General features: G+C 71.0%; 20 protein-coding genes. 12 read left to right on the top strand and 8 right to left on the bottom strand.

Translation table 11 applies throughout. The features are described 5' to 3' along the window. Window positions 1-49 precede the first annotated feature (49 nt). Complete coding sequence (locus KZC57_RS13915) at window positions 50-970, bottom strand: Bax inhibitor-1/YccA family protein (RefSeq protein WP_025103756.1); 921 nt, start codon at window positions 968-970, stop codon at window positions 50-52. Between the two features lie 91 nt (window positions 971-1,061). Between KZC57_RS13915 and KZC57_RS13920 the strand changes: the two genes are divergently transcribed. Then, entirely contained in the window at window positions 1,062-2,048 is a 987-nt protein-coding gene (locus tag KZC57_RS13920; protein ID WP_247641995.1) for a glycerophosphodiester phosphodiesterase family protein, read from the top strand. A 9-nt stretch (window positions 2,049-2,057) separates the two neighbouring features. Here the strand turns inward: KZC57_RS13920 and KZC57_RS13925 are convergent, their stop codons facing one another. After that, window positions 2,058-2,456, bottom strand: a complete 399-nt coding sequence (locus tag KZC57_RS13925) for a YccF domain-containing protein (protein ID WP_060922036.1) — start codon at window positions 2,454-2,456, stop codon at window positions 2,058-2,060. A gap of 89 nt (window positions 2,457-2,545) precedes the next feature. Between KZC57_RS13925 and KZC57_RS13930 the strand changes: the two genes are divergently transcribed. From KZC57_RS13930 to ligD, 6 genes are all read left to right on the top strand, one after another. Beyond that, window positions 2,546-3,535 carry an ABC transporter ATP-binding protein gene (locus KZC57_RS13930; protein WP_025103759.1) on the top strand — a complete coding sequence of 330 codons (990 nt, stop codon included), beginning with the start codon at window positions 2,546-2,548 and terminating at the stop codon, window positions 3,533-3,535. Next, window positions 3,532-4,548, top strand: a complete 1,017-nt coding sequence (locus KZC57_RS13935) for an ABC transporter permease (RefSeq protein WP_247641996.1) — start codon at window positions 3,532-3,534, stop codon at window positions 4,546-4,548. The genes KZC57_RS13930 and KZC57_RS13935 overlap by 4 nt, the downstream gene beginning before the upstream one ends. A gap of 133 nt (window positions 4,549-4,681) precedes the next feature. Beyond that, a complete protein-coding gene (locus KZC57_RS13940; protein ID WP_247641997.1) occupies window positions 4,682-7,822 on the top strand; it encodes a lamin tail domain-containing protein in 3,141 nt (1,046 codons plus the stop codon). A gap of 84 nt (window positions 7,823-7,906) precedes the next feature. Then, a complete protein-coding gene (locus KZC57_RS13945; protein ID WP_247641998.1) occupies window positions 7,907-10,360 on the top strand; it encodes an ATP-dependent helicase in 2,454 nt (817 codons plus the stop codon). A 44-nt stretch (window positions 10,361-10,404) separates the two neighbouring features. Next, window positions 10,405-11,544: an SseB family protein gene (locus KZC57_RS13950; protein ID WP_083371020.1), complete on the top strand. Its 1,140-nt coding sequence runs from the start codon at window positions 10,405-10,407 to the stop codon at window positions 11,542-11,544. 63 nt (window positions 11,545-11,607) lie between these two features. Further along, complete coding sequence (gene ligD, locus KZC57_RS13955) at window positions 11,608-12,678, top strand: non-homologous end-joining DNA ligase (RefSeq protein WP_060923016.1); 1,071 nt, start codon at window positions 11,608-11,610, stop codon at window positions 12,676-12,678. A 7-nt stretch (window positions 12,679-12,685) separates the two neighbouring features. Here the strand turns inward: ligD and KZC57_RS13960 are convergent, their stop codons facing one another. Both KZC57_RS13960 and KZC57_RS13965 read right to left on the bottom strand, forming a co-directional pair. Next, the gene (locus KZC57_RS13960; protein ID WP_060923017.1) at window positions 12,686-13,729 is read right to left on the bottom strand and encodes an ATP-dependent DNA ligase; all 1,044 of its coding nucleotides are present in this window, start codon (window positions 13,727-13,729) and stop codon (window positions 12,686-12,688) included. 43 nt (window positions 13,730-13,772) lie between these two features. Then, complete coding sequence (locus KZC57_RS13965; RefSeq protein ID WP_247641999.1) at window positions 13,773-15,224, bottom strand: NAD(P)/FAD-dependent oxidoreductase; 1,452 nt, start codon at window positions 15,222-15,224, stop codon at window positions 13,773-13,775. A gap of 65 nt (window positions 15,225-15,289) precedes the next feature. On the opposite strand from KZC57_RS13965, the gene KZC57_RS13970 reads away from it, so the two are divergent. Further along, complete coding sequence (locus KZC57_RS13970; protein ID WP_060923019.1) at window positions 15,290-15,772, top strand: hypothetical protein; 483 nt, start codon at window positions 15,290-15,292, stop codon at window positions 15,770-15,772. Then, window positions 15,772-16,323 (top strand): GNAT family N-acetyltransferase, encoded by a 552-nt coding sequence (locus KZC57_RS13975; protein ID WP_060923020.1) that lies wholly within the window; start codon window positions 15,772-15,774, stop codon window positions 16,321-16,323. The genes KZC57_RS13970 and KZC57_RS13975 overlap by 1 nt, the downstream gene beginning before the upstream one ends. On the opposite strand, the gene KZC57_RS13980 is transcribed toward KZC57_RS13975, so the two are convergent. The 3 genes from KZC57_RS13980 to KZC57_RS13990 form a co-directional block, all read right to left on the bottom strand. After that, window positions 16,320-17,555, bottom strand: coding sequence for an acyl-CoA dehydrogenase family protein (locus KZC57_RS13980; protein WP_105949379.1), 1,236 nt, complete (start codon window positions 17,553-17,555; stop codon window positions 16,320-16,322). The genes KZC57_RS13975 and KZC57_RS13980 overlap by 4 nt on opposite strands. Window positions 17,556-17,622: 67 nt before the next feature. Then, complete coding sequence (locus KZC57_RS13985) at window positions 17,623-18,288, bottom strand: TetR/AcrR family transcriptional regulator (RefSeq protein ID WP_060923022.1); 666 nt, start codon at window positions 18,286-18,288, stop codon at window positions 17,623-17,625. 125 nt (window positions 18,289-18,413) lie between these two features. Continuing rightward, window positions 18,414-18,698 carry a hypothetical protein gene (locus KZC57_RS13990; protein WP_060923023.1) on the bottom strand — a complete coding sequence of 95 codons (285 nt, stop codon included), beginning with the start codon at window positions 18,696-18,698 and terminating at the stop codon, window positions 18,414-18,416. A gap of 173 nt (window positions 18,699-18,871) precedes the next feature. Between KZC57_RS13990 and sucC the strand changes: the two genes are divergently transcribed. After that, entirely contained in the window at window positions 18,872-20,038 is a 1,167-nt protein-coding gene (gene sucC / locus KZC57_RS13995; RefSeq protein ID WP_025103777.1) for an ADP-forming succinate--CoA ligase subunit beta, read from the top strand. An 18-nt stretch (window positions 20,039-20,056) separates the two neighbouring features. Further along, on the top strand, window positions 20,057-20,959 hold the full coding sequence (gene sucD / locus KZC57_RS14000; RefSeq protein ID WP_025103778.1) for a succinate--CoA ligase subunit alpha: 903 nt from the start codon (window positions 20,057-20,059) through the stop codon (window positions 20,957-20,959). Between the two features lie 130 nt (window positions 20,960-21,089). On the opposite strand, the gene KZC57_RS14005 is transcribed toward sucD, so the two are convergent. Beyond that, window positions 21,090-22,565: an NCS2 family permease gene (locus tag KZC57_RS14005; protein ID WP_247642000.1), complete on the bottom strand. Its 1,476-nt coding sequence runs from the start codon at window positions 22,563-22,565 to the stop codon at window positions 21,090-21,092. Window positions 22,566-22,656: 91 nt separating this feature from the next. Between KZC57_RS14005 and KZC57_RS14010 the strand changes: the two genes are divergently transcribed. Beyond that, a complete protein-coding gene (locus KZC57_RS14010; protein WP_247642001.1) occupies window positions 22,657-23,943 on the top strand; it encodes a DUF6350 family protein in 1,287 nt (428 codons plus the stop codon). Window positions 23,944-23,981 lie beyond the last annotated feature (38 nt).

Here is a 23,981-nt window from a genome sequence, read left to right on the forward strand (position 1 = left end):
AGAGGCCCGCCTCCGCAGGGAGACGGGCCTCTGGTCGCGACGGATCGCGTCAGTTGTTGCCGCGGGCGATCGCGATGATCCGGAGGATCTCGACGTAGAGCCAGACGACGGTGACCATGATGCCGAAGCCGCCGAGCCAGCCGTACTTGCGCGGAGCGCCGTTGCGGACGCCCTGCTGGATCTGGTCGAAGTCGAGCACCAGCGAGTACGCCGCCATGATCACGACGAGGACGCCGATGATGAGGCCGAGCGGGATGCCCATGATCTCCTGGCTGAAGAGTCCGAAGGCGTTGGTGTTGACGCCGGTCCACATGAGGACGAGGTTCAGGAGCGAGAAGACCAGGTAGCCGATCATCGCGATCATGAAGATCTTCGTGGCCTTCTTGGACGCGCGGATCTTGCCGCTCGCGAAGAGGGCGAGGGTCACGCCGACGACCGAGACGGTCGCGAGCGTCGCCTGGAAGACGATGCCGGGCCAGCGGACCTCGAAGAACGCCGAGATGCCGCCGATGAAGAGGCCCTCGAAGGCCGCGTAGGCGAAGATCAGCGCGGGGCGGACCTTCTTGCGCGAGGTGAAGGTGATGACCATCGCCAGCACGAAGCCGCCGAGCGCCCCGAGAGCCCAGGGCAGCACGTTGACGGCGGCGGGGTTGTACGGGTCGTAGCGCGGCACGTCGAGGCCGCCGAGCGTCAGCACCCAGCCGACGACGGCGGTGACGAGGAGGATGCCGAAGAGGCCGGCGGTCTTCCACACGGTGTCCTCGACGGACATCCGGTCGGTCTCGAGGGCGCCCGCGGCGGGAGCGGCGTACATGCCCTCGAGCTGCGCGTTGGCGGCGGCATCCATCGCGCCGTGCTGGAGCGACGCGGCCTGCGCGCCCTGAGCGCCCTGGGGCGCACCCGGGTAGGTCGCGACGTTGCGCGGGTCCTGCTGCTGGAAAGCAGGATTGTTGAAAGCGAAGTTGCTCATCAGGTGGGCCTCACTCCAAAGGGGGGTCTTAGGTCGCTTTCCTCCACGATACCCGTGAGGCGACACTCCCGGGGTGCCTTACGCTGTGAGCGTGCCCAGCAAATCCCCGCTCGTCATCGGGCACCGCGGTGCCCCGGGCCACCGACCGGAGCACACCCGCTCGTCCTACGAGCTCGCCCTCGCGATGGGGGTCGACGCCGTCGAGCCGGATGTGGTCGCCACCCAGGACGGCGTCCTGGTCGTGCGGCACGAGAACGAGATCTCCGGCACCACGGACGTCGCCGATCACCCCGAGTTCGCCGACCGCCGCACGACGCGGCGCGTGGACGGCGCCGCACTGACCGGCTGGTTCACGGAGGACTTCACCTGGGCCGAACTGTCCACGCTGCGCTGCCGGGAACGGCTGCCGAAGCTCCGGGCGTCCAGCGCCTCCTTCGACGGCACGGAACCCATCCTGCGCCTGCGCGACGTCCTGGACCTCGTACGGGCGGCCGCGCAGGAGCAGGGCCGGCCGATCGGCGTCGTGCTCGAGGTGAAGCACGCCACGCATTTCGCGAGCATCGGGCTCGACCTCGCGCCCCTCATCGCGCAGGAGCTGCGGGATGCGCGGTGGGCGGCGGGGGAGCTGCCGCTGATCGTCGAGAGCTTCGAATCGACCGTGCTCGGACAGCTCCGCGCCGTGGGGGTCGACGCGAGCTTCGTCTACCTCATCGAGGCGGCGGGACAGCCGTACGACCTGCTCGTCGCCGAGGGGTCGAAGGCCCTGAGCTACCCGGAGACCGTGACCCCCGGGAATCTGGACCGCCTGGTCGGTCGGGTCGACGGGATCAGCGTCGACAAGAAGATGCTCCTGGTGCCGGGCACGGCGCTGGTCGCCGATGCGCACGCCCGCGGCCTGACCGTCTTCACGTGGACCTGCCGCCCGGAGAACGCCTTCCTCGCGGCGCCCTACCGCGGTCCGGGAGGCAAGAGCGCGTTCGGGCACTACGAGGCCGAGTGGGGCGTGATCGCCCGGCAGGGCGTGGACGGCGTCTTCGTCGACCACCCCCATCTCGGCGTGGCGTTCTTCCGCAGCTGACCCGTCGGGTCAGAGCGTGCGGTCGAACGCGCCCTGACGGGTGGAGACGATCTCCTTGCCGAGCGGCATGAGCGACACCGGGACCATCTTGAAGTCGGCGATGCCCATCGGGATGCCGATGATGGTGATGCACAGCGCGAGTCCCGACACGATGTGGCCGAGCGCGAGCCACCACCCCGCGAGGATGACCCAGAGCACGTTCCCGAGGAACGACCCGACGCCGGCCGTCGGCTTGCTGACGACCTCGCGCCCGAACGGCCAGATGGCGTAGGCGGCGATACGGAACGACGCGATGGCCCACGGGATCGTGATGATCGGGATGCACAGCAGCAGGCCGGCCAGCACGTAGCCGAGGAAGAGCGCCCAGCCCGCGAGGATGACCCAGATGATGTTGAGGATCGTGCGCATACAGCGATTGTGTCACCCGCGGCGCGGCGCGGCTGGGCATCAGCCCGGAGGTCCCCCGCGCTCGCGCCCGGCGATGCCAGACTGACCGCATGACCGGAATAGTGGTGGACGACGTCAGCAGGGCGTTCGGGGACGTGCAGGCCGTGCGAGGGGCCACGCTGCGCGCAGAGGCGGGAAGGGTGACGGGCCTGGTGGGCCCGAACGGCGCGGGCAAGACGACGCTGCTCCTCATGCTCGCCTCGCTGCTCGCCCCCGACAGCGGCTCGATCCGCATCGGCGGCATCGACCCCGAAGCCGATCCGCTCGCGGCGCGTCGCGTGCTGGGGTGGATGCCGGACGCCCTCGGCGCCTGGCCCTCGCTCACGGCCCGCGAGACGATCGTGACCACGGCCCGCCTCTACGGGATCGACCGCGCGGACGCGGAGCGGCGGGCGCAGCACCTCCTCGGTCTCGTCGGCCTGGGAGAGCTCGCGGATTCCGCCGCGAAGGTGCTCTCCCGCGGGCAGAAGCAGAAGCTCGGCCTCGCCCGCGCTCTCGTCCACGACCCGCAGGTGCTGCTCCTCGACGAGCCGGCGTCGGGTCTCGACCCCGAGGCCCGCGTGCAGTTGCGGGTGCTGCTGCGCCGCTTCGCGGCCGAAGGACGCACGGTCCTCATCTCCAGCCACGTGCTGTCCGAGCTGGAAGAGGTCGTCGACGACGCCGTCTTCCTCGTCGGCGGGGCCGTCGTGGATGCCGCCCCGGCGCAGAGCACGGTCCGCGCCTGGCGGGTGCGGCTCGCGGGTGCGACCGCGGAGCGCCTGAACGCGGACACGTGGCAGGTCGCATCGACCCTCGGGCTGGCGCCCGAGTCCCTCGCTGTGGACCGCGGCGCCGTCCTCGTCGGCTTCCCCGGGGAGGATGCCGCCGCCCGGTCGCTGCGTCTCCTCGTGGAGGCGGGACTGCCCGTCGCGGAGTTCGCACCCGCGCAGAGCGATCTGGAGCACACGTTCCTCGCGCTCCGGCACCCGCAGCCGCCCGCGGCGACGACCCCGCCGCCCCCGCCGCCTGCGGCACCCCACGGAACGGAGGCGGGAGCATGAGCCTCGCGAACATCGGCGTCATCGCGCGCCTCGAACTGACCCAGCGGCTGCGGAGCGTCGGCTGGTACGTGCTCCTCGGCGTCTTCGCGCTCGTGCTCCTCGGTGTCACCGGCCTGTCGTTCGCCGTGTACTCCTGGGGGGAGGACGTCGGGGCGGGCGTATCGTCCATCGTCGTCAACGTGGTCCTGCTGCTCGTCGTGCTCGTCTCTCCCACGCTCAGCGGCAACGCCATCAACGGCGACCGGGAGGCGGCCACGCTCGCGCCGATCCAGGTCACCGCGGCGTCGACCGGCGACATCATGCTGGGCAAGCTGCTCGCGGCGATCGCGACGGGCGGCGCGTTCCTCCTGGTGGCGGTTCCCTTCCTCGCGGCGTCGCTGCTGGCGGGCGGGACCGATCCGATCGTGCTGTTCGTGGCGCTGCTCATCCTCGCCGTCGAGATCATCATCGTCGCCGCGATCGGCGTCGGCCTGAGCGGACTCATCGCCCGCCCGCTCTTCTCCGTCGCGTCCACCTACCTCGTGGTGTCCGCGCTCGTCATCGGCACGATCATCGTCTTCGCGCTCGGCGGTCTGGCCGTGCGCAGCGAGGCGACGAGCTACAGCCGCCCCTACGACAGCAACGGCAACGTGGACTGCGAGAGCTGGGAGAGCTACACGTACGAGGCGCCGCGGTTCGACCTCGTGTGGTGGGCGCTCGCCGCCAACCCGTTCGTCGTGCTCGCCGACGCGACCCCCACCGAGTTCAGCACGGACGGCTACCCGGTCGATCTGTACGGGCAGATCAAGTGGGGTGTCCGCAGCGCGCAGCTCTCGCCGCTGGAGCAGCGCTGGGACGACTGCGATCCGGAGAGCGGTTCGCAGACGGCCGAACAGGTGATCGACGAGACCGTGCCGAGCTGGTTCGTCGGGCTCGGCGTGCAGGTCGTGCTCGCCGGAGCGCTGTTCGCGGGAGCATGGGCTCGCACCCGGACGCCCGCGCGGCGGCTGCCGCCCGGCACGCGGATCGCCTGAGCGGCGGGGCCGAGGAAGACGCCACCGACCGTTCACCGGCCGTCCACCGACGGGTCGACGGACGGCCATGCGGCAGCGGTGGTCTGGACGGGTACCCGTCTGCGCTCAGTCGAGCCATCTTCCAGGAGCCCCCATGCCCCGACTGCACTCCGTGGCGGCCGTCACGGCGGCGTGCGCGCTGAGCGCCGCCGCCCTGATCGCCGCCCCCGTCGCCGCCTCCGGTGCCATCCCTCCCGGCGAGCCCGCGCCGACCGCCGACGCAGGGCTCGTCCTCAACGAGATCGTCTACGACGATGCGGCGACCGGGCTCGCCGACCAGATCGAGATCTACAACGCGGGCTCGGCGAGCGTCGACCTGACGGGCTGGCGGGTCTCGGACGAGAAGCGCGACAGCTTCGGCACGGCACCGGCCGGGACGGTGCTCGCGCCGGGCGCGTTCCTCGTCCTGGTGAAGGACGTGGACTTCGCCTTCGGGCTGGGCAAGGGGGATGAGGTCGTCCTCCACGACCCGGAGGGGGTCGAGGTCGATTCCTACGCCTACGCGAACACCGCGCCGCTGGCGGTCTGGGCGCGCTGCCCCGACGGGACGGGCGACTGGGCGCATGCCACGGCGGCGACACCGGGCGCGCCCAACGACTGTCAGGTCGCGCCGGTCGCGGGGTCGATCCGCATCAACGAGGTCGACTCGCAGCCGGCCGACTGGGTCGAGTTCCACAACCCGGGGACGGAGGCGCTCGATGTCTCCGGGTACGAGATCCGCGACAACTCCGATGACCACCGGTGGCGCTTCCTGCCGGGCACCACGATCGAACCAGAAGCGTTCCTCGTCGTCGATGAGGGCACGATCGGGCTCGTCGACGGCGTGGAGGCGGCGTTCCGCGACCCGATCGGCATCGGCAGCGCCGACCGCATCCGCCTCTTCGACACCGCGGGCACGCTCGTCGACGATACGCAGCCCTGGGAGGGACACGCCGCCATCGACGGGGACTTCGCCGCCGCCACGCTCGCGCGCTGCCCGGACGGTACCGGCGCTTTCGTGCTCGCGCACGCGACCCCGGGAGCGGTGAACTCCTGCGTCCTCCCTGATGTCGCGATCAACGAGATCGAGTCCAACGGGGACGCGACCGACTGGGTCGAGGTCGTGAACACCGGCAGCACCACGGTCGACCTGTCCGGCTGGACCGTCATGGACGGCGATCCGGTCGGACACGCCTCGGAGACGACGCCGCTGCCGGCGGGGACGCTGCTGCCTCCGGGCGGATACCGGGTCTTCGATCAGCCCGCCGACTTCGTCTTCGGGCTGGGCAACGGCGACACCGTGACGCTGCGGGACGCGAACGGACTCATGATCGACGAGCACGTCTACTCCGCGCACGCCGACGGCGTCTGGGCACGCTGCGCCGACGGGACGGGCGCGTTCGTCGACGCGCCGGCAGCGACGAAGGGCCAGCGCAACGCCTGCGGGAACCCGGTGCGGATCAACGAGGTCGAGTCGGACGGCGGCGCGCCGGACGACTGGATCGAGCTCGTCAACCCGACCGGCGCCTCGCTCGAGATCGGTGGCGTCGTCGTGAAGGACGACGACGACGCCCACGCCTACACCGTTCCCGCCGGCACGACGATCCCGGCCGGAGGCTTCTTCGTCATCGAGCGTTCGGCCCTCGGCTTCGGGCTGGGCGCGGGCGACGCCGTCCGCCTCTTCGACGGTGAGCTGCTCATCGACGAGACCGCCTGGGGCGAGGGCCACGCGGCGACCTCCTGGGGCCGCTGCCCTGACACCACGGGAGCCTTCGCGGCGACCGCGACGCCGACGAAGGGCGCGCCGAACGTGTGCGCGGGCGAGGTCGCCGTCGGCACCTGGCCGGGGTCGGCCGAAGTGCGGGTGCTCGACGACGTGCCGACGTTCCTCGAGGACAGCTCCGGCCTCGACGTGCAGGAGACCGCGGACGGGGCATTCCTCTGGGCCGTGGACAACGGGGAGGGGCGCATCTGGAAGCTCGAGGCCCACGCGGACGGCTCGGTGGAGAAGGCCGCGGGCTGGGACGAGGGCAAGCGTGTGCGCTTCGCCAGGGACGCCGGGAACCCGGGCGCCGCAGGGCCGGACACCGAAGGCATCACGGTCGACGGGAGGGGCCTGGTCTACGTGGCGTCCGAGCGCGACAACAGCGCCAAGGGCGTGAACCAGAACGTGCTGCTGCAGGTCGATCCGGACGCGGCGGCCGGCGATCTCGTGGCGCAGCGGGAATGGGATCTCACGGCGATGCTCCCGGCGGTCGGCGCGAACCTCGGCATCGAGGCCGTGCAGTGGGTGCCGGACAGTGCGCTGAACGGAAAGCTCTTCGACGACACCACCGGGACCGCCTACGACCCGGCCGTGCATCCGGGACACGGCGACGGCCTCTTCTTCGTCGCGGTGGAGGACAACGGGCACGTCTACGCCTTCGCGCTCGCCGCGGACGGCACGGCCACGCTCGTCTCCGAGATCTCCCCCGGGCTCACCGGTGTCATGGCGCTCGACTGGGATGCCGTCCGCGGCACCCTGTGGGCGGTGTGCGACGACGGCTGCCAGGGCCGCTCCGCCGAGCTCACCTTGAACGGGACCGCCCGGCCCGGGATCGCTCACTACGCGCGGCCCGCCGGCATGCCCGACATCAACAACGAGGGCTTCGCGACGGCTCCCGCGTCGCTCGCGGTCGACGGACAGCGTCCGGTGTGGTGGTTCGCCGATGGCTTCGCCTCGGAGGCGCTGCGCACCGGCACGCTGCCGGGCGGCACAGGCGCCGAGAACCCCGGTGGGGAGAACCCCGGTGGGGAGAACCCCGGCGGCGAGAACCCTGGTGGGGAGAACCCTGGTGCGGAGAACCCGCCGCTTCCCGGCACGGAGCTCGTGGACGGCAACCGCCACGGCGTCACCGTCGATCCGGCGGTGGCCGCACCGGGGCAGCGGGTCACCGTCACGGTCGGCGCGGATGCCGCGGGAGCGCGGGCGGAGGTCTGGATGTACTCCGTCCCGGTCCGCCTGGCTGCCGGGACGCTTTCGGCGACGGGTGCGCTCACGGTCACCGTTCCGGTGGACGCGCCACTGGGCGCGCACCGCATCGCGGTCTACGCGGCGGATGGGACGCTCCTCGGCTGGGCCGACCTGCGCGTCACCGCCGCGGGCGAGGGGCTGGCCGCGACGGGAGCGGACCTGCCGGTGGCCGCCACCGCGCTCGCGTTGATGCTCCTCACGACCGGGGTCCTCGCGCTGCGCCGTCGGAAGCGCACCGCCTGACCGGGGGAGGGGTGCGGGCGGTCGCCTGCATCCCTCCCCGACGCGGACCGCGATGTCGGTGCCGCCGCCTAGACTCGAGAGGTCATGACCGAAGCCCCTCTCATCGTCCCCGGTTCCGTCGGCCCGCAGTCCTCCGGCGCCCCCGCGCAGGACGACCTCCTCGCCGGCCTCAACCCCCAGCAGCTCGAGGCCGTCACGTATCGCGGCCCCGCCCTGCTCATCGTCGCCGGCGCCGGCTCGGGCAAGACGAGCGTGCTCACGCGTCGCATCGCCTCGCTCCTGCGCAGCCGCGAGGCGTGGCCGAGCCAGATCCTCGCCATCACCTTCACCAACAAGGCCGCCGGCGAGATGCGCGAGCGCGTCGAAGGGCTCATCGGGGACGCCGCGCGCGGCATGTGGATCTCCACGTTCCACTCCGCGTGCGTGCGCATCCTCCGCCGCGAGGCGCAGCAGTTCGGGTTCACCAAGAACTTCACCATCTACGACTCCGGAGACTCCCGCGCCCTCCTCAAGCGGCTGGTCAAGGAGCACGAGGCCGACGCCTACGGGCTCACCCCGGCGGCGGTCCAGGGGCGCATCTCCAAGCTCAAGAACGAGCTCTCCGATGCCGAGTCCTACGCGCGACAGGCCAACATGAGCGACCCGGCCGAGCGCGTCTTCGTCGAGGTCTTCGCCGACTACCAGCGGCAGCTCCAGAAGGCCAACGCCTTCGACTTCGACGACCTCATCGGGCAGACGGTCTACCTGTTCCGGGCGTTCCCGCAGGTCGCCGACACCTACCGCCGCCGCTTCCGGCACATCCTCGTCGACGAGTACCAGGACACCAACCACGCGCAGTACGCGCTCATCCACGAGCTCACCCGTCCGGTGTCCGGCGTCGGCGCGACACCGGAGCCGTATGCCGCCAACGGCATGATGATCTTCGAGCCCGACCCCGAGCCCGCGCCGGGAGCCGGTGAGGCCGGAGCGTCGCTGACGGTGGTCGGCGACTCGGATCAGTCGATCTACGCCTTCCGCGGCGCGGACATCCGCAACATCAGCGAGTTCGAGCGCGATTTCCCGGGGGCGAAGGTCGTGCTCCTGGAGCAGAACTACCGCTCGACGCAGAACATCCTCTCCGCGGCGAACGCCGTCATCGGCAACAACTTCGACCGCAAGGACAAGAAGCTCTGGAGCGACCGCGGCGAGGGTGACAGGATCATCGGCTTCACCGGCTACTCGCAGCACGACGAGGCCCAGTTCGTCGCCGACGAGATCGAGGCCCTGCACCGCAAGGGCATGCCGTACTCGGAGATGGCCGTCTTCTACCGCACGAACTCGCAGTCCCGCGCGCTGGAGGAGATCTTCATCCGCTCGGCCGTGCCGTACAAGATCATGGGCGGCACGAAGTTCTACGAGCGCGCCGAGATCAAGGACGCCTTGGCTTACCTCGTGGCGGTCGCGAACCCCGCCGACGAGATGGCGGTGCGCCGTATCCTCAACAAGCCGCGGCGCGGCATCGGCGACGTCACCGAGACCGCCATCGCCCGTTTCGCCGAGGAGCACGGGATCTCCTTCCGCGATGCCCTGTCGCTGCCCGGTCAGCTCGGCGTCGGCCCGAAGATCCAGGCCGCCATCGCCCAGCTCGACGCCGTGCTCGCCGAGGCGACGGCGATCATGCTCCCGCCGACGGGGGAGGTGCCGCCGCCCACCTCCGTGGCGGACGGGCTCAGCCTGCTGCTCTCCAAGAGCGGCTATCTCGACGCGCTGCGTGCCAGCCGCGACCCGCAGGACGAGGCCCGCGTGGAGAACCTCGACGAGTTCGTGGCCGTGACCCGCGACTTCGCGCGCAACAACCCCGAGGGCACCATCACCGACTTCCTCACCGAGGTCGCGCTGGTCTCCGACGCGGACGACCTCGACGACGAGTCCGGGTCGGTCTCACTCATGACGATGCACACCGCCAAGGGACTGGAGTACGACGCCGTCTTCGTCACCGGCGTCGAGGAGGACCTCATCCCGCACCGCATCTCGGCGGGAGAGCCCGGGGGCCCGCAGGAGGAGCGGCGCCTGTTCTACGTGGGCATCACCCGCGCCCGCAAGCGCCTGCACCTGTCCCTGGCGATGACCCGCGCGCAGTTCGGCGAGGTGACGGTCGCCATGCCCAGCCGGTTCCTGCAGGAGATCCCGGCCTCCCTCATCGACTGGCGGCAGTCCCCGGGCGACGTGAACTCCCGCGGGGGCATGCAGTCGCGTGCGTTGAACGCCCGTCGCTCCGGCGGGTCCGGCGACCGCTTCGGCGTGAAGGCCCTGCCCCGCGACTCCCTCAAGCCGCTCTCGACGGCGATGGACAAGATCCCCAACCGCGTCACCGCCAAGATGCGCGACAACGGCGACCTCGAACTCGCCGCCGGAGACCGCATCCGGCACGACGACTTCGGCGAGGGGCGGGTCGACGCCGTCACCGGCGAAGGCGCCAAGCGCATCGCCCATGTCCGGTTCGACACGGCAGGGCAGAAGAAGCTGCTCATCAAGGTCGCCCCGATCCAGAAGCTCTGACGTCGCGGCGGAGAGGGCGGGGAGACACGGTTAGGCTGGCTCCCATGGCCCTCTTCTCCCGCCGCAAGAAGTCCGGCGACGACGCCGTCGCTCCCGCCCCCACCGCCGCTCCGGCCACCGAGAGCGAGGAGGACGCGAGCACGGCGACCGAGGAGTCGGAGGCGTCGACGGCCGAGGCATCGCCCACCGTCGGCATCTCGGTACAGGCGTTCCGCGGTGTCGGCGCCGAAGCCGGGCCCGAGGTCGCGCTTCCCGATCCGGAGGCCGCGGCGGCAGCCGCAGCGCCCGCTGCCGCGCCGACGCCGCCGAGCCCCACCGCGGAGCCCGCGGCACCGGCGGCCGAGCGGAAGCTCCCGCTCGCTCCCGCGCTCCCGCCCGAGCAGACCGAGACCGTGGCCGGCATGAAGGACAACGTCCTCCTGCGCGAGTCCCTGGCGCAGATCGAGGCAGGGGCCTCGAACGAGCAGCTCCTCGGGGTGCTCCGCCAGGCTCTCCAGGGGCACCTCTACATCCGCGTGAACGGCGATGCCCGCGCGCAGATCAGCGAGGGCAAGCCGCTGGCCGTCGCCGTGGTCCGCGACGGGGAGCGCCAGTTCATGCTGGCGTTCAGCTCGGCGGCCGCCGTCCGGGATTCCGTGCAGCTGGAAGCCGATCCGTCCGCGACCTCCGCTGTCGCCCAGCCGACGACCTCGGTCATGCAGCAGGTCGTCTCCGGCGACTTCGCGGGTCTCATCATCGACAACGCGTCCGCGCCGCACCGTGTGGTGTTCCCCACCGAGCTCCTGCAGAAGACGCTCGAGCAGGCCGACGTCGACATGACCGTGAAGTCCCTGCTCGCGGCGCCGCGGGAGCAGGATTCGCCCGCCAAGGTGGGCGAGGCTCTCGCCACGACGCGCATGTGGGTGGCCGTGAACGACGGATCCGGCACCGGGCAGGTCGGCATCGCCGAGGCGCAGACCGCCGACGGCCGCCGCTTCCTCCAGCTCTTCTCGCACCCGCTGGAGGTCATCGCGCTCGGCCGGGGCGACCGCCCGCTGCCGTTCGAGCCGGACCAGCTCGCGAAGGTGCTGTCGAGCCACTCCGAGATGGCCGGCGTCATCATCGACTCCGCAGGGCCCTCCATGGTGGTGGAGCGCGACGCCCTCGCGCCGGTGCTCGTGCGCGCGGTGCGGATCGAGGACTGACGGCGCGCGCACCGGGATCTGCCGGGGGTTCCGCGGGTCGTGACCGCCCCCTAGGGTCGGAGCATGGCCTCTGAACGCGTGACCCTGACCGTCGCCGACACCGACGGAGAGCGTGAGGTCGCGCTCTCCAGTCCGAACCGGGTCGTCTGGCCTGACCTCGGCATCACCAAAGCCGAGCTCGCCGAGTACGTGCAGCTCGTGTCGGTGCCGTTCCTCGCGGCGAACGGCAACCGGCCGGTGTCGCTGGAGCGCTTCCGGGACGGCGTGGGGACCGCCGGAGGACCGCGGCCGGAGGGCTTCTTCTCGAAGAACCCGCCCAAGGGCACTCCGGACTTCGTCGACGCCGTCACGGTCACGTACAACAGCGGCCGCCGTCATCCTCAGATCGTCCTGAACCGCACCAGCGCGATCGTGTGGGCGGTGCAGATGAACACCATCGTCTTCCATCCCTGGGCGTCGTTGGCGACCGATTCCGACAACCCCGTCGAGCTGCGGATCGACCTCGACCCGCAGCCGGGCACCGGCTTCGCCGAGGCGGTCCCCGCCGCCCACGCTCTGCGGGAGGTGTTGCGGGAGGCCGGCCTGGAGGCGTTCGCGAAGACGAGCGGCAACCGGGGACTGCACGTCTTCGCCCCGATCGAGCCCACCCACGAGTTCCTCGACGTGCGGCATGCCGTGATCGCCGCCGGCCGCGAGCTCGAGCGCCGGATGCCGGACCGGGTCACGACGAACTGGTGGAAGGAGGAGCGCGGCGAGCGCCTCTTCGTCGACTTCAATCAGGCCAACCGCGACCGCACGATGGCCGGCGCGTACAGTCCGCGTGCCCTCCCCGGTGCGACCGTCGCGACGCCCGTGCACTGGGAGGAGCTCGACGATCTCGACCCGCGCGCCTTCACCGTGCGCAGCATCCCGCAGCGGCTGGCGGACGTCGGCGACCCGTGGGCCGACATGCAGGCGAGGCCCGGGCGCATCGACACGCTCCTGGAGTGGTGGGAGCGCGACACGGCGAACGGCCTCGGGGAGCTGCCCTTCCCGCCGGAGTTCCCGAAGATGCCGGGCGAGCCGCCGCGCGTGCAGCCGAGCAAGAAGAACGCCGCGAACTGGGACGCCGACGGCAACCCCGTCGACGACTGAGCCGGGCTCAGCTCAGGACGTCGGCGAGGTCGTAGCCCTCGACGGTGTCGAGCTGGTCGTACGTGCAGGAGCGGGCGTCGCGGTCCGGCCGCCACCGCTCGAACTGCACGGTGTGACGGAAGCGGGCGCCCTCGAGCTGGTCGTACCGCACCTCCAGCACCCGCTCGGGACGCAGCCGCACGAACGACACGTCCTTCGACCCGCTGAACCGCGACCGCTCACCCTCACCCGTCACGGCGGCGCCGTCCTCGTCGCGCTCGACCAGCGGAGCGAGCTCCTCCACGAGCTGCTTCCGCTTCGCGTCGCTCCACGCCGCGACGCCGCCGACCTGGCGCAGAGTCCCCTCGGCGTCGTAGAGCCCGACGAGCAGCGAGCCGACCCCGGTGCCGGACTTGTGGATGCGGTAACCGAGGGCGACGACGTCGGCGGTCCGCGCATGCTTGATCTTGAAGAGGGTGCGCTTCCCCGGTGCATACGGCTGGGCCAGCGGCTTGGCCACGACGCCGTCCAGCCCCGCGCCCTCGAACTCCTGGAGCCAGCGGACGGCGGCATCCCGATCGCGAGTGGTCCTCGTCAGGTGCAGCGGGTGCTCCACGGACTCCATGAGCGTCTCCAACCGGGCCCGCCGCGTCTCGAACGACTGGTCGCGCAGGTCGTCCTCGCCGGACGCGAGCAGGTCGAACGCGATGAACAGGGCCGGGGTCTCGACGGCGAGCTTCGCGACCCGGGAGGCGGCCGGGTGGATGCGCTGGCTGAGGGCCTCCCAGTCCAGACGCTGCGCGCCGTGCGGACCCGTGGCCACTACGATCTCGCCGTCGAGGAGGCAGGGCACCGGCAGCAGCTGCGGGATCGCGTCGACGAGCTCAGGGAAGTAGCGCGTGAGGGGCTTCGCGCCGCGAGACCCGATCTCGACCGTCTCGCCGTCCCAGGCGATGAGCCCGCGGAATCCGTCCCACTTCGGCTCGTAGAGGAGCCCGCCCGGTGTCTTGTCGGGGTCGGGCACTGTCGCGACGGCCTTGGCGAGCATGGGGGCCGGGATCTCGTAGCGCATGCACCCATCCTGGACCGGACGGCGAGCGGGGGAAAGAGCCGGGTCAGCCGAACAGGTCGTCGAGTTCCGCAGGCGTGCCGGCGTCGCGGAGCACGGTGTGTGCCGCGTGCCACCCGGCCATGCCGTTGACCGCGGGCCCGGGCGGAGTGGAGGCCGATGCGAGGTAGACGCCCGGCATCGGCGTGCGCCACGGCGCGGGGGAGAGGACGGGGCGGCGCAGGGCCTGACGCATATCGAAGACGCCGCCGGAGATGTCGCCGCCGATCTCGGCCGGGTTGATCGCCTCGCGGGAGGACGCCGGCACCGCGTGGTGGGCGAGGATCCGGTCGCGGAACCCCGGCGCGAATCGCTCGACCTGCGCGGTGATGAGCTCGGTCGGGTCGAGGTCGGAGCCGTTCGGCACGTGGATGTACGCCCAGAGCACGGCCTTGCCGTCGGGTGCCCTGGTCGGGTCGAAGAGCGACGGCTGGACGGCCAGGACGTAGGGGCGCTCGGACACGCGACCGACGGCGACCGCGTTCTCGCTGTTCCACACCTCGTCCCGCGTCCCGGCCACGTGCACGGTGGGCGCGCTCCGCACGTGCTCGTTCGTCCACGGGATCGGGCCGTCGAGCGCGAAGTCGACCTTGGCCGCCGCGGCGCCGTAACGATACCCACGGAGCGCACGGGCATACGACGCCGGGATGTCCGGGTGGGTGAGGGCGAGCCGGGGGGAGGTGTTGAGCAGGAGCACGTCGCCGCTGTCCGGGTCGCCCCAGTCCAGCGCTCCGAGATCGGCGATGCGGACCCCGGTCTCGATCGTGCCACCGTGGGCTTCGAGGTCGGCGATGAGGGCGTCGGCGATCACCTGCGAGCCGCCGCGGGGGTACGGCCAGCCGCCGGCGTGGGCGAGTCCGGCCAGCAGCAGCCCGGCCGCGGCCCCCGCGAGCGTGGGCTGCGGAGAGTTCGCGTGCGCGACGACTCCCGCCATGAGCGCGGCCGCCTCGTCGGTGCGGAAGGCGGCGCGCGCCAGGGGAGTGCCCTGATCGAGCATGCGGATGGCGTAGCGCACGGCGGTGATCGGGTCGTGCGGGAGGCGGAGGAGCTGGTTCCCGGTGAAGTCCGTGACGCCGTCGATGTGGGTGCTGAGGGGGCGGAGCCGGCGCCGCCACGCGTCCCCGTCGATGCCGAGCTCGGCCGCGGTGCGCTCGATGTCGCGCCAGGCGATGGCGGCACGGCCCCCGTCCAGCGGATGGGCGAACGAGATCTCGGGGCGGATCCACTCGATCCGCTCGTCGAGTCCGAACGCCTGGAAGAACGGCGAGGCCACCGCCGCAGGGTGGACGGCCGAGCAGACGTCATGACGGAAGCCCGGGAGGGTGGCCTCCTGGGTGCGCAGGCCGCCTCCGACCGTGTCCGCGGCCTCGAGCACGCGCACCCGGTAGCCGGCGCGGGCCAGGGAGACGGCGGCGGCGAGGCCGTTCGGTCCGGATCCGATGATCGTCGCGAGTGCCATGCGGTCAGTCTCGCACGCGAACCCCCGGTCGGCGGAGGGGGTTGCGCCGTGCGATCCTGGAAGGGATGAATGAAGTCCAGGGCCCGACCCCCGCCGGCACCTCCCGTCCGTACCGCTCGCTTTCCGAGGCGCTCCGCGCGCACCGCATCGATCCGGTGAACCATGCGTTCATCACCGAGATCGTCGATTCCGCGGGAGTGACCTCGCTGATCGATCGCGGTCGCTACATCGAGGCGATCCGCCGCGAGGGGGCGGCGCTGCACATCGGCCGCACGTACACCAACGGCTTCACCGAGGACGAGGTCGTGACCGTCGGGTCCACCCGCCTCCGCCTGCAGCCCAGCGAGGGACGCGCGCCCTACTTCTACGTCACGCACCCGAGCGAGTTCGCCCCCCAGGCCCCGGTCAAGGTCAAGCGCTCCTCGACGCCGCGCACCCCCGCCGCTCCCCGCACGCCCGCGGCTCCGAAGCCCGTCGAGCGCGACTACGGCGTGTGCGACGTGTGCTTCATGGTGAAGACGCCCGCCGGCGGCTGCGGCTGCGACTGATGCCCGCCGCCTCCGCGTCGCGCGGTGGCGTCACCGTCCGCGAGGCGGAGTGGCCGGGTGACGCGGCCTTCGTCGGTGCCGCGGTGTCGACGTACCTCCGGCAGACCGAGCAGGAGAAGCACGACGTCCTGGGCGATCCGGCGGAACCCGACGGCGAACTCCCCGAGCGGTACCGGCCGGAGGTCCGTGATCCGGCGACCGCGTACGCCGGAGGACGGGTGCTCGTGGCGGAGCTCGACGAGGCTCCGGTCGGCGTGGTGATCGCTCTTCCGCATGCCGGGTACACCGAGATCAAGCGACTGTGGGCGGATCCGGCGGTCCGCGGCCGCGGCGTCGGCTCCGCGCTGCTCGACGCCGTCCTGGCGGCGGCCGAGGGGGCGGTGCGGCTGTCGGTCTGGGACTGGCGCGACGCCGCGATCCGGCTCTACACCTCCCGCGGCTTCCGTCCCGTCGACCCCTGGGACGACCGCGACCGCCTCCTCTGCTTCGAGTCGCGCACTTTGCTGCATCCGGCCGCCGAATCCAGCAAAGTGAGCGATTCGAAGGGCTAGGCGAAAGCGCTCATCCCGGTGATGTCGCGGCCGAGCAGCAGCGCCTGCACGGATTCGGTGCCCTCGTAGGTGTGGATGGCCTCGATGTCGGCCAGGTGCTGCATGACGCCGTTCTCGAGGAGGATGCCGTTGCCGCCGAGGAGATCCCGCGCCGTCGCGGCGATCCGTCGGGCCGCCCGGGTGTTGTGGAACTTCGCGAGCGAGGCTTGCGTCGGCCGCAGCGACCCCGCCTGCTCCAGATCGGCCATCCGGCGGCAGTACAGCTGCATCGCCGTCAGATCCTCGAGCATGTGCGTGAGCCGCTCCTGCACCATCTGGAACTTCGCGAGCGGCTTGCCGAACTGCACGCGCTGCTTCGCGTAGGCCAGCGCCGCCTCGTAGCAGGCCGTCGCGTGGCCCAGCGCCGACCACGCGACCCCGGACCGGGTGGCGTAGAGAACGGTCGAGGCGTCCTTGAAGCTCTTCGTCCCCGGCAGCACTGCGTCCAGCGGTACCCGCACGTCGTCCAGGCGGATGTGGGCCTGATGGATCGCGCGCAGGGAGGCCTTCCCGCGGATCACGGTGCCGGTGTATCCGGGGGTGTCCTGCTCGACGAGGAAGCACCGCACCGCCCCGTGCTCGGCGGCGGACTCGTCCTCGACCCGCGCCCAGACGAAGGTGATCCCGCCCGAGGCGCCGTTGCCGATCCACTTCTTGGCGCCGCGGAGCACCCAGGAGTCCCCGTCGCGGCGGGCCACCGTCTCCAGCGAGACGGAGTCGGAGCCGTGGTCGGGCTCGGTCAAGGCGAAGGACCCGAGCACCGAGCCGTCGGCGAGTGCCGTGAGCCAGCGGTCCTGCTGGGCGGGCGAACCGAAGAGGGCGAGCGTCCGCAGCGCGAGGCCCCCCTGCACGGCGAGGATCGTGCCGAGGGAGCCGTCCCCGCGCGAGATCTCCATGTTGACCAGGCCCGCGGCGAGCGGGGAGAGCCGGGTCAGAGCGGGGTGGTCGACGCCGTCGACGACGAGGTCCATCTCGCCCATGCGGCGTGCGGCGTCGAGCGGGTACTCGGCGCGGTCCCACGCCTCGGCCATCTGCGGGGCGACCTCGTCGACGTACGCCTTCGCGCGGTCCCAGGCCTCCCGGTCGGCGGCGGGGATGTCGGCGAAGACCGCGTAGTAGTCGCTGCCCTGACGTCCGGTGACGTCGTAGGACGAGACGCGCTCGCCGGGGAAGGGGGAGGCTTCAATGCTCATGGGTGCTCCTTCGTGACACCAGGTATCGTACTCCTCGATACTCGGTACCACGACCGCCCCGGTCGGCTCAGTCGAGCTCGGAGCGGAGCCTCCTGGTCACCTCGGCGATCGGCATCGACCGGGGGAAGACCGCCACGACCACGTCGTCCGGAGCGCCCGCGTCGGCGGCCTCGCCCACGCCGTACCGCCGACGCGCATCCGCGAGCGCGGACTGGAGGGTGGACAGCGGCACCTTCTTCCGCCCGCGCAGGAGCTGCCGCAGCACGTGGTTGTGCACCGCCGTCACGAGGGCCGCGAAGCCCACCGCGTCCAGTGGATCCACTCCCGGCAGGGCGCTGCGCAGGTACTCGTCGAACAGCCGCTCGTAGCGGAACACGGTGATGATCTCGCGTTCGCGGAGCACCGGCACCTCCCGCACGATCTGATAGCGCCGTCGCGCGAGCTGAGGGTCGTTCGCGAAGTGCGTGAACACGGACTCCGATGCCGCGCAGACCGCACCCCACGGATCGTCGTGCCCCTCGTCGAGGAACTCCCGGAGCTGCTCCAGCAGGACCTCGTGATCGGCGAAGACCACGTCCTCCTTGCCGCCGAACTGCCGGAAGAAGGTCGACCGGGAGACGCCGGCGGCCTTGGCGATCTGCTCCACGGACGTCTGGTCGAACCCCTGGGCGCTGAAGAGTTCGAGCGCGGCGGCGACGACGCCCCCGGTGCGCAGCTCTGCGGATTCGTGCATGGCGAAATCCTAGACCGCCGTGGGGCTCGCGCCCGAGCGTCCCCGCGGGAGCGCACCGCTACGGCAGTTCCAGGACCCGCGTTTCCGTGAGGGCGCGCGACCGTCCATGCTGATCCTGGTTGTGGTCACGAGGCGTCCGAGGGTCGCCGACTCGCGCGCGAGTCCGATGCCCGATACCGCCGAGCGATCCGTATGAAGAGGTCCAGGGCCTCGGCTTCCGAGCGGAAGCGGAGCGGCGCATGGAAGCGCTCACCGCGCTCATCGGCCTCCCAGACGATCCACTCCTCGCCTTCCCGCTCGATCCAGGCGGACGACTGAGGCCGGCCTGTAGGGCCGAACCAGTTGGCGGTCGCGGTGAGCTTCTCCTCGCGGATGATGCGCTGCGCCTGGGTGGCGGTGAGGTCGCTCACGTGGTCTCCTCCGTCCTGCTCCGAGACTGAGGATCGTACCGGAGGAGTCGGGGCGTCGCCCACGTCCGCGGGCGTCGGAGCGCTCAGCCTGCGGTAGTAGGCTGGGGGACTGGTCGATGTCTCGACATCGAGAGAATCACCAGACCAGACCGCAGCCCAGTGAAGGAAGCACAGTGGATCTGTACGAGTACCAGGCACGAGACGTTTTCGAGAAGTACGGAGTGCCGGTCCTCGCCGGCATCGTCGCGGACACCCCCGAGGAGGTGAAGGCGGCTGCCGAGAAGATCGGCGGTGTCGTGGTCGTCAAGGCCCAGGTCAAGACCGGAGGCCGCGGCAAGGCGGGCGGCGTCAAGGTCGCCAAGACGCCCGACGAGGCGTACGAGGCAGCGAAGGCCATCCTCGGCCTCGACATCAAGGGCCACGTCGTCAAGCGCGTGATGGTCGCGCAGGGTGCGCGCATCGCCGAGGAGTTCTACTTCTCGGTGCTGCTCGACCGTGCCAACCGCTCCTACCTCTCCCTCTGCTCCGTCGAGGGCGGCATGGAGATCGAGCAGCTCGCCGTCGAGAAGCCCGAGGCGCTCGCCCGCGTCGAGGTCAACCCGCTGACCGGCATCGACAAGGAGAAGGCGGTCGAGATCGCCCGCGCCGCGAACTTCCCGGAGGATCTCGTCGAGAAGGTCTCCGACGTGTTCGTGAAGCTGTACGACGTCTACAAGGGTGAGGACGCGACGCTCGTCGAGGTCAACCCGCTCGTCCGCACCGAAGACGGCGACATCATCGCGCTCGACGGCAAGGTCACGCTCGACGACAACGCCTCCGAGATCCGCCACCCCGAGCACGAGGCGCTCGAGGACAAGGACGCGGCCGACCCGCTCGAGGCCAAGGCCAAGGCGTCCGGCCTCAACTACGTCAAGCTCGACGGCGAGGTCGGCATCATCGGCAACGGCGCGGGCCTGGTCATGTCGACGCTCGACGTCGTCGCCTACGCCGGTGAGAACCACAACGGCGTCAAGCCCGCGAACTTCCTCGACATCGGCGGTGGCGCCTCGGCCGAGGTCATGGCCGCCGGCCTCGACGTCATCCTCGGCGACCCGCAGGTCAAGAGCGTGTTCGTCAACGTGTTCGGTGGCATCACGGCGTGCGACGCCGTCGCCAACGGCATCAAGGGCGCCCTGGAGACGCTGGGCGACACGGCCTCGAAGCCGCTCGTCGTGCGCCTCGACGGCAACCGCGTCGACGAGGGGCGCGCGATCCTCGCCGACTACGCGCACCCGCTTGTCACCCTGGCCGCAACCATGGACGAGGGCGCCGACAAGGCCGCCGAGCTCGCCAACGCCTGAGACTGAAGGACGAGAAGAATGTCGATCTACCTCAACAAGGACTCCAAGGTCATCGTCCAGGGCATCACCGGCGGCGAGGGCACCAAGCACACCGCGCTGATGCTCAAGGCCGGCACCCAGGTCGTCGGCGGCGTCAACGCCCGCAAGGCCGGCACCACGGTCTCGCACACGGACAAGGACGGCAACGCCGTCGAGCTCCCCGTCTTCGGCTCGGTCGCCGAGGCCATGAAGGAGACCGGCGCCGACGTGTCGATCGCCTTCGTCCCCGGCGCCTTCACGAAGGACGCGATGATCGAGGCCATCGACGCCGAGATCCCGCTGCTCGTCGTCATCACCGAGGGCGTCCCCGTGGGCGACTCGGCCGAGGCCTGGGCCTACGCGCAGAGCAAGGGCAACAAGACCCGCATCATCGGGCCGAACTGCCCCGGCATCATCACGCCCGGTGAGGCGCTCGTCGGCATCACGCCCGCGAACATCACCGGCAAGGGTCCGATCGGCCTCGTGTCGAAGTCCGGCACCCTGACCTACCAGATGATGTTCGAGCTGCGCGACCTGGGCTTCTCGACCGCCATCGGCATCGGCGGCGACCCGGTCATCGGCACCACGCACATCGACGCGCTCGCCGCGTTCGAGGCCGACCCGGAGACCAAGGCCATCGTCATGATCGGCGAGATCGGCGGCGACGCCGAGGAGCGTGCGGCCGAGTACATCAAGGCGAACGTCACCAAGCCCGTCGTCGGCTACGTCGCGGGCTTCACGGCTCCCGAGGGCAAGACCATGGGGCACGCCGGTGCGATCGTCTCCGGTTCCGCCGGTACCGCGCAGGCGAAGAAGGAGGCCCTCGAGGCCGCCGGCGTCAAGGTCGGCAAGACGCCGTCCGAGACCGCCGCTCTCATGCGCGAGATCATCGAGTCGCTCTGATCTGAGCTACGCTTGACCTGAAGGCCCCGGGCTCCACCCCGGGGCCTTCGTCATGCCGCCACACTTTCGAATCGCGCAAATGGCCCCATTCCGTGTCGAAATGGGGCCATTTGCGCGATTCGAAGCGGGGCTAGATCCCGACGCCGAAGAGAGCCTCGATGGGACCGCGGGCGAAGAAGATGAGGAAGCCGGCGCCGACCACCCACAGCAGCGGGCTGATGGTCCTGGCCTTGCCGGAGAAGGCGTGGATGAGCACCCAGCTCACGAAGCCCGCCCCGATGCCGTTGGCGATCGAGTACGTCAGCGGCATGACCGAGACTGTGAGGAACACCGGCAGCAGCACCCGGAAGTCGCCGAAGTCGATGTGCCGGATCTGCGCCATCATCATCGCACCGACGATGATCAGGGCCGCGGCGGCGATCTCGGTCGGGACGATCGAGGTCAGCGGCGTGAGGAACATCGCGATGAGGAAGACGATGCCCGTCACGACGTTCGCGAGACCCGTCCTGGCACCCTCCCCGATGCCGGCTCCGGACTCGATGAAGACCGTGCTGGAGGACGACGAGGTCGCACCACCGGCGATCGCTCCGACGCCCTCGACCACCAGCGCCGACTTGATGCGCGGGAAGTCGCCGTTGTCATCGGCGAGGTTCGCCTCCTTCGCCAGACCCGTCATGGTGCCCATGGCGTCGAAGAAGTTCGTGAAGAGGAGCGTGAAGACGATCATCACGAGCGCGACGAGGCTGACCTTGCCGAGGTCGAACGAGAAGTCGACGGCGCCGATGAGGCTCAGGTCGGGGACGCTGACGGGGGAGCCGTTCAGCGCAGGGACGGTGAGGCCCCAGCCGCCGGGGTTGACGACGTTGCCCTCGTCATCGACGCCGCGGGCGCCGATGTGCCAGATCGCCTCGACGATGACCGCGAGCACGGTGCCGCCGATGAGGCCGATGAGCATGCCGCCCTTGATGCGGAGCGCGACGAGGATGCCGGTGAGGAGCAGGGTGATCACGAACAGCAGGCTCGGCACGGTCGCGACGGAGCCGTTGACGCCGAGGCCGACGGGCGGCGACGAGGCACCGGTCGCGGTGACGAAGCCGGAGTTCACGAAGCCGATGAAGGCGATGAAGAGGCCGATGCCGACCGTGATCGCGATCTTGAGCTGGAAGGGCACGGCATCGAAGATCGCCTTCCGCAGCCCGGTGGCGGCGAGCAGCACGATCACGACGCCGTTGATCATCACGAGCGCCATCGCCTCGGGCCAGGTGACCTGGCCGACGACGGAGAACGCGACGAAGGCGTTGATGCCGAGACCGGCGGCGAAGCCGAACGGCAGGCGGGTGACGACACCGAAGAGGATCGTCATGATGCCGGCGGTCAGGGCCGTCGCGGCGCCGACGGCGTTGAAGTCGAGCATGTCGCCGGCGACGTCCGGCTTTCCGGACAGGATGATCGGGTTCAAAATCACGATGTAGGCCATCGTGACGAACGTCACGAGGCCTCCACGGATCTCGGTGCCGATCGTCGATCCGCGCTTGCTGATCTCGAAGAAGCGGTCCAGGGTACCGGTGGGTCCGGTGGACGCCGGGGCGGGTGGGGCAGTAGTCATCGGGAAACCTCCGGAGAAACGCTACCGTGTCGTCCGCCTCGCGCGCGCCCACGGGGGCCGAAGGGGAACTCGTCGTAGTCTCGAAGGCGCTATGCAACGCCTCCTCGTCGCGCTCCTCGCCGCCCTCGACGCCGCCATCACGGCTGCCGTCGGTCTGGCCGTGCTGCTGGCGCCGCTGACGCTCCTCTGGACACTCGCTTTCGGCGTGACCGCCGACTGGGGAGCGCTGTGGCCGCTCACCGGAACGCTGTGGCAGTTCGGCCACGGCGTGCCGCTGGAGATCACGATCCCGGACGCCTTGCTCGTCACCCTGGCGATTCCCGCAGACGCCGCGCGGTTCGCCATCTCGGTCACGCCGATGGCGTTCCTGCTGCTCACTCTGCTCTTCGCGGCGCGCTCCGGCGCCCGGGCCGCACGATCCGGCGCGTGGGTGCCGGGATCCCTGTCGGGGACCGTCGTGTTCGCCGTGATCTCGACGGTCGTCGCTCTCACATCGGCGCTCGGCGCCGCGCGGGTCCCGCTGGCTCTCGCCATCCTGCTGCCCCCCGTCGTGTACCTCGTGGGCGCGGTGTGCGGCGCGGTGCGGGTGGCATGGGAGGACGGCGACGGCGGGCTGCTCGACCGCATCCACGACATCCTGGATTCCCGGGAGGACTGGGCGCCGGTGCCCGCCGCGATCGTGCGGGGCGCCGCGTTCGCGCTCGTGGGCGTGACCGGGGCCGCCGCCCTGGCCGTCGCCCTGTCGGTCCTCACGCGGGGCGGAGAGGTCGTCGCGCTGTTCCAGGCGGCGCGGGTCGACGCCCTCGGGGCGACCGTGCTGACCCTCGGGCAGCTCGCATATCTGCCGACCTTCGTGGTGTGGGCGGCCGCGTGGCTGGCCGGCCCTGGGTTCGCGGTCGGGGCCGGGACCGCGGTGTCGCCCGCCGGCACCCAGCTCGGCGTCGTGCCCGGCATCCCGGCGTTCGGTCTGTTGCCGGAGAACTCCTCGTTCTGGATGCTCATCGTCATCCTGATCCCGGTGGCCGCCGGGGCATTCGCCGGGTGGGCCGTGCGCTCGCGGCTCGTATGGGAGGGGACGCCACTGGGGCTCCTGCAGCGCGTCGTGATCGCGGTCGGAATCGCCGCGGTCTCAGGCGGCGTTGCCGCGCTCGCCGCCGCCTTCGCGAACGGTTCGATGGGCCCGGGCCGACTCGAGGTCGTCGGTCCGGCGATACTGCCGTTCGCCTTGTCTCTGGGGGCGGAGGTGCTCGTCGGGGCGGCGATCCTGTTGCTGTCCCCCCGCAACCGCGACGAGCTCGCGGAGGAGCGCACCGATCGCTGGATCGCGGAGATGTCCGAACGGGCCTCCGAGGAGCACGCTGACGACGACCGCCGCTAGCCGCCCCGGGCCTCCGGCGACGCCGGTCGGAGCGTCAT

The organism is Microbacterium sp. KSW4-4 (genome assembly GCF_023091185.1).
GTDB lineage: Bacteria > Actinomycetota > Actinomycetes > Actinomycetales > Microbacteriaceae > Microbacterium > Microbacterium paraoxydans.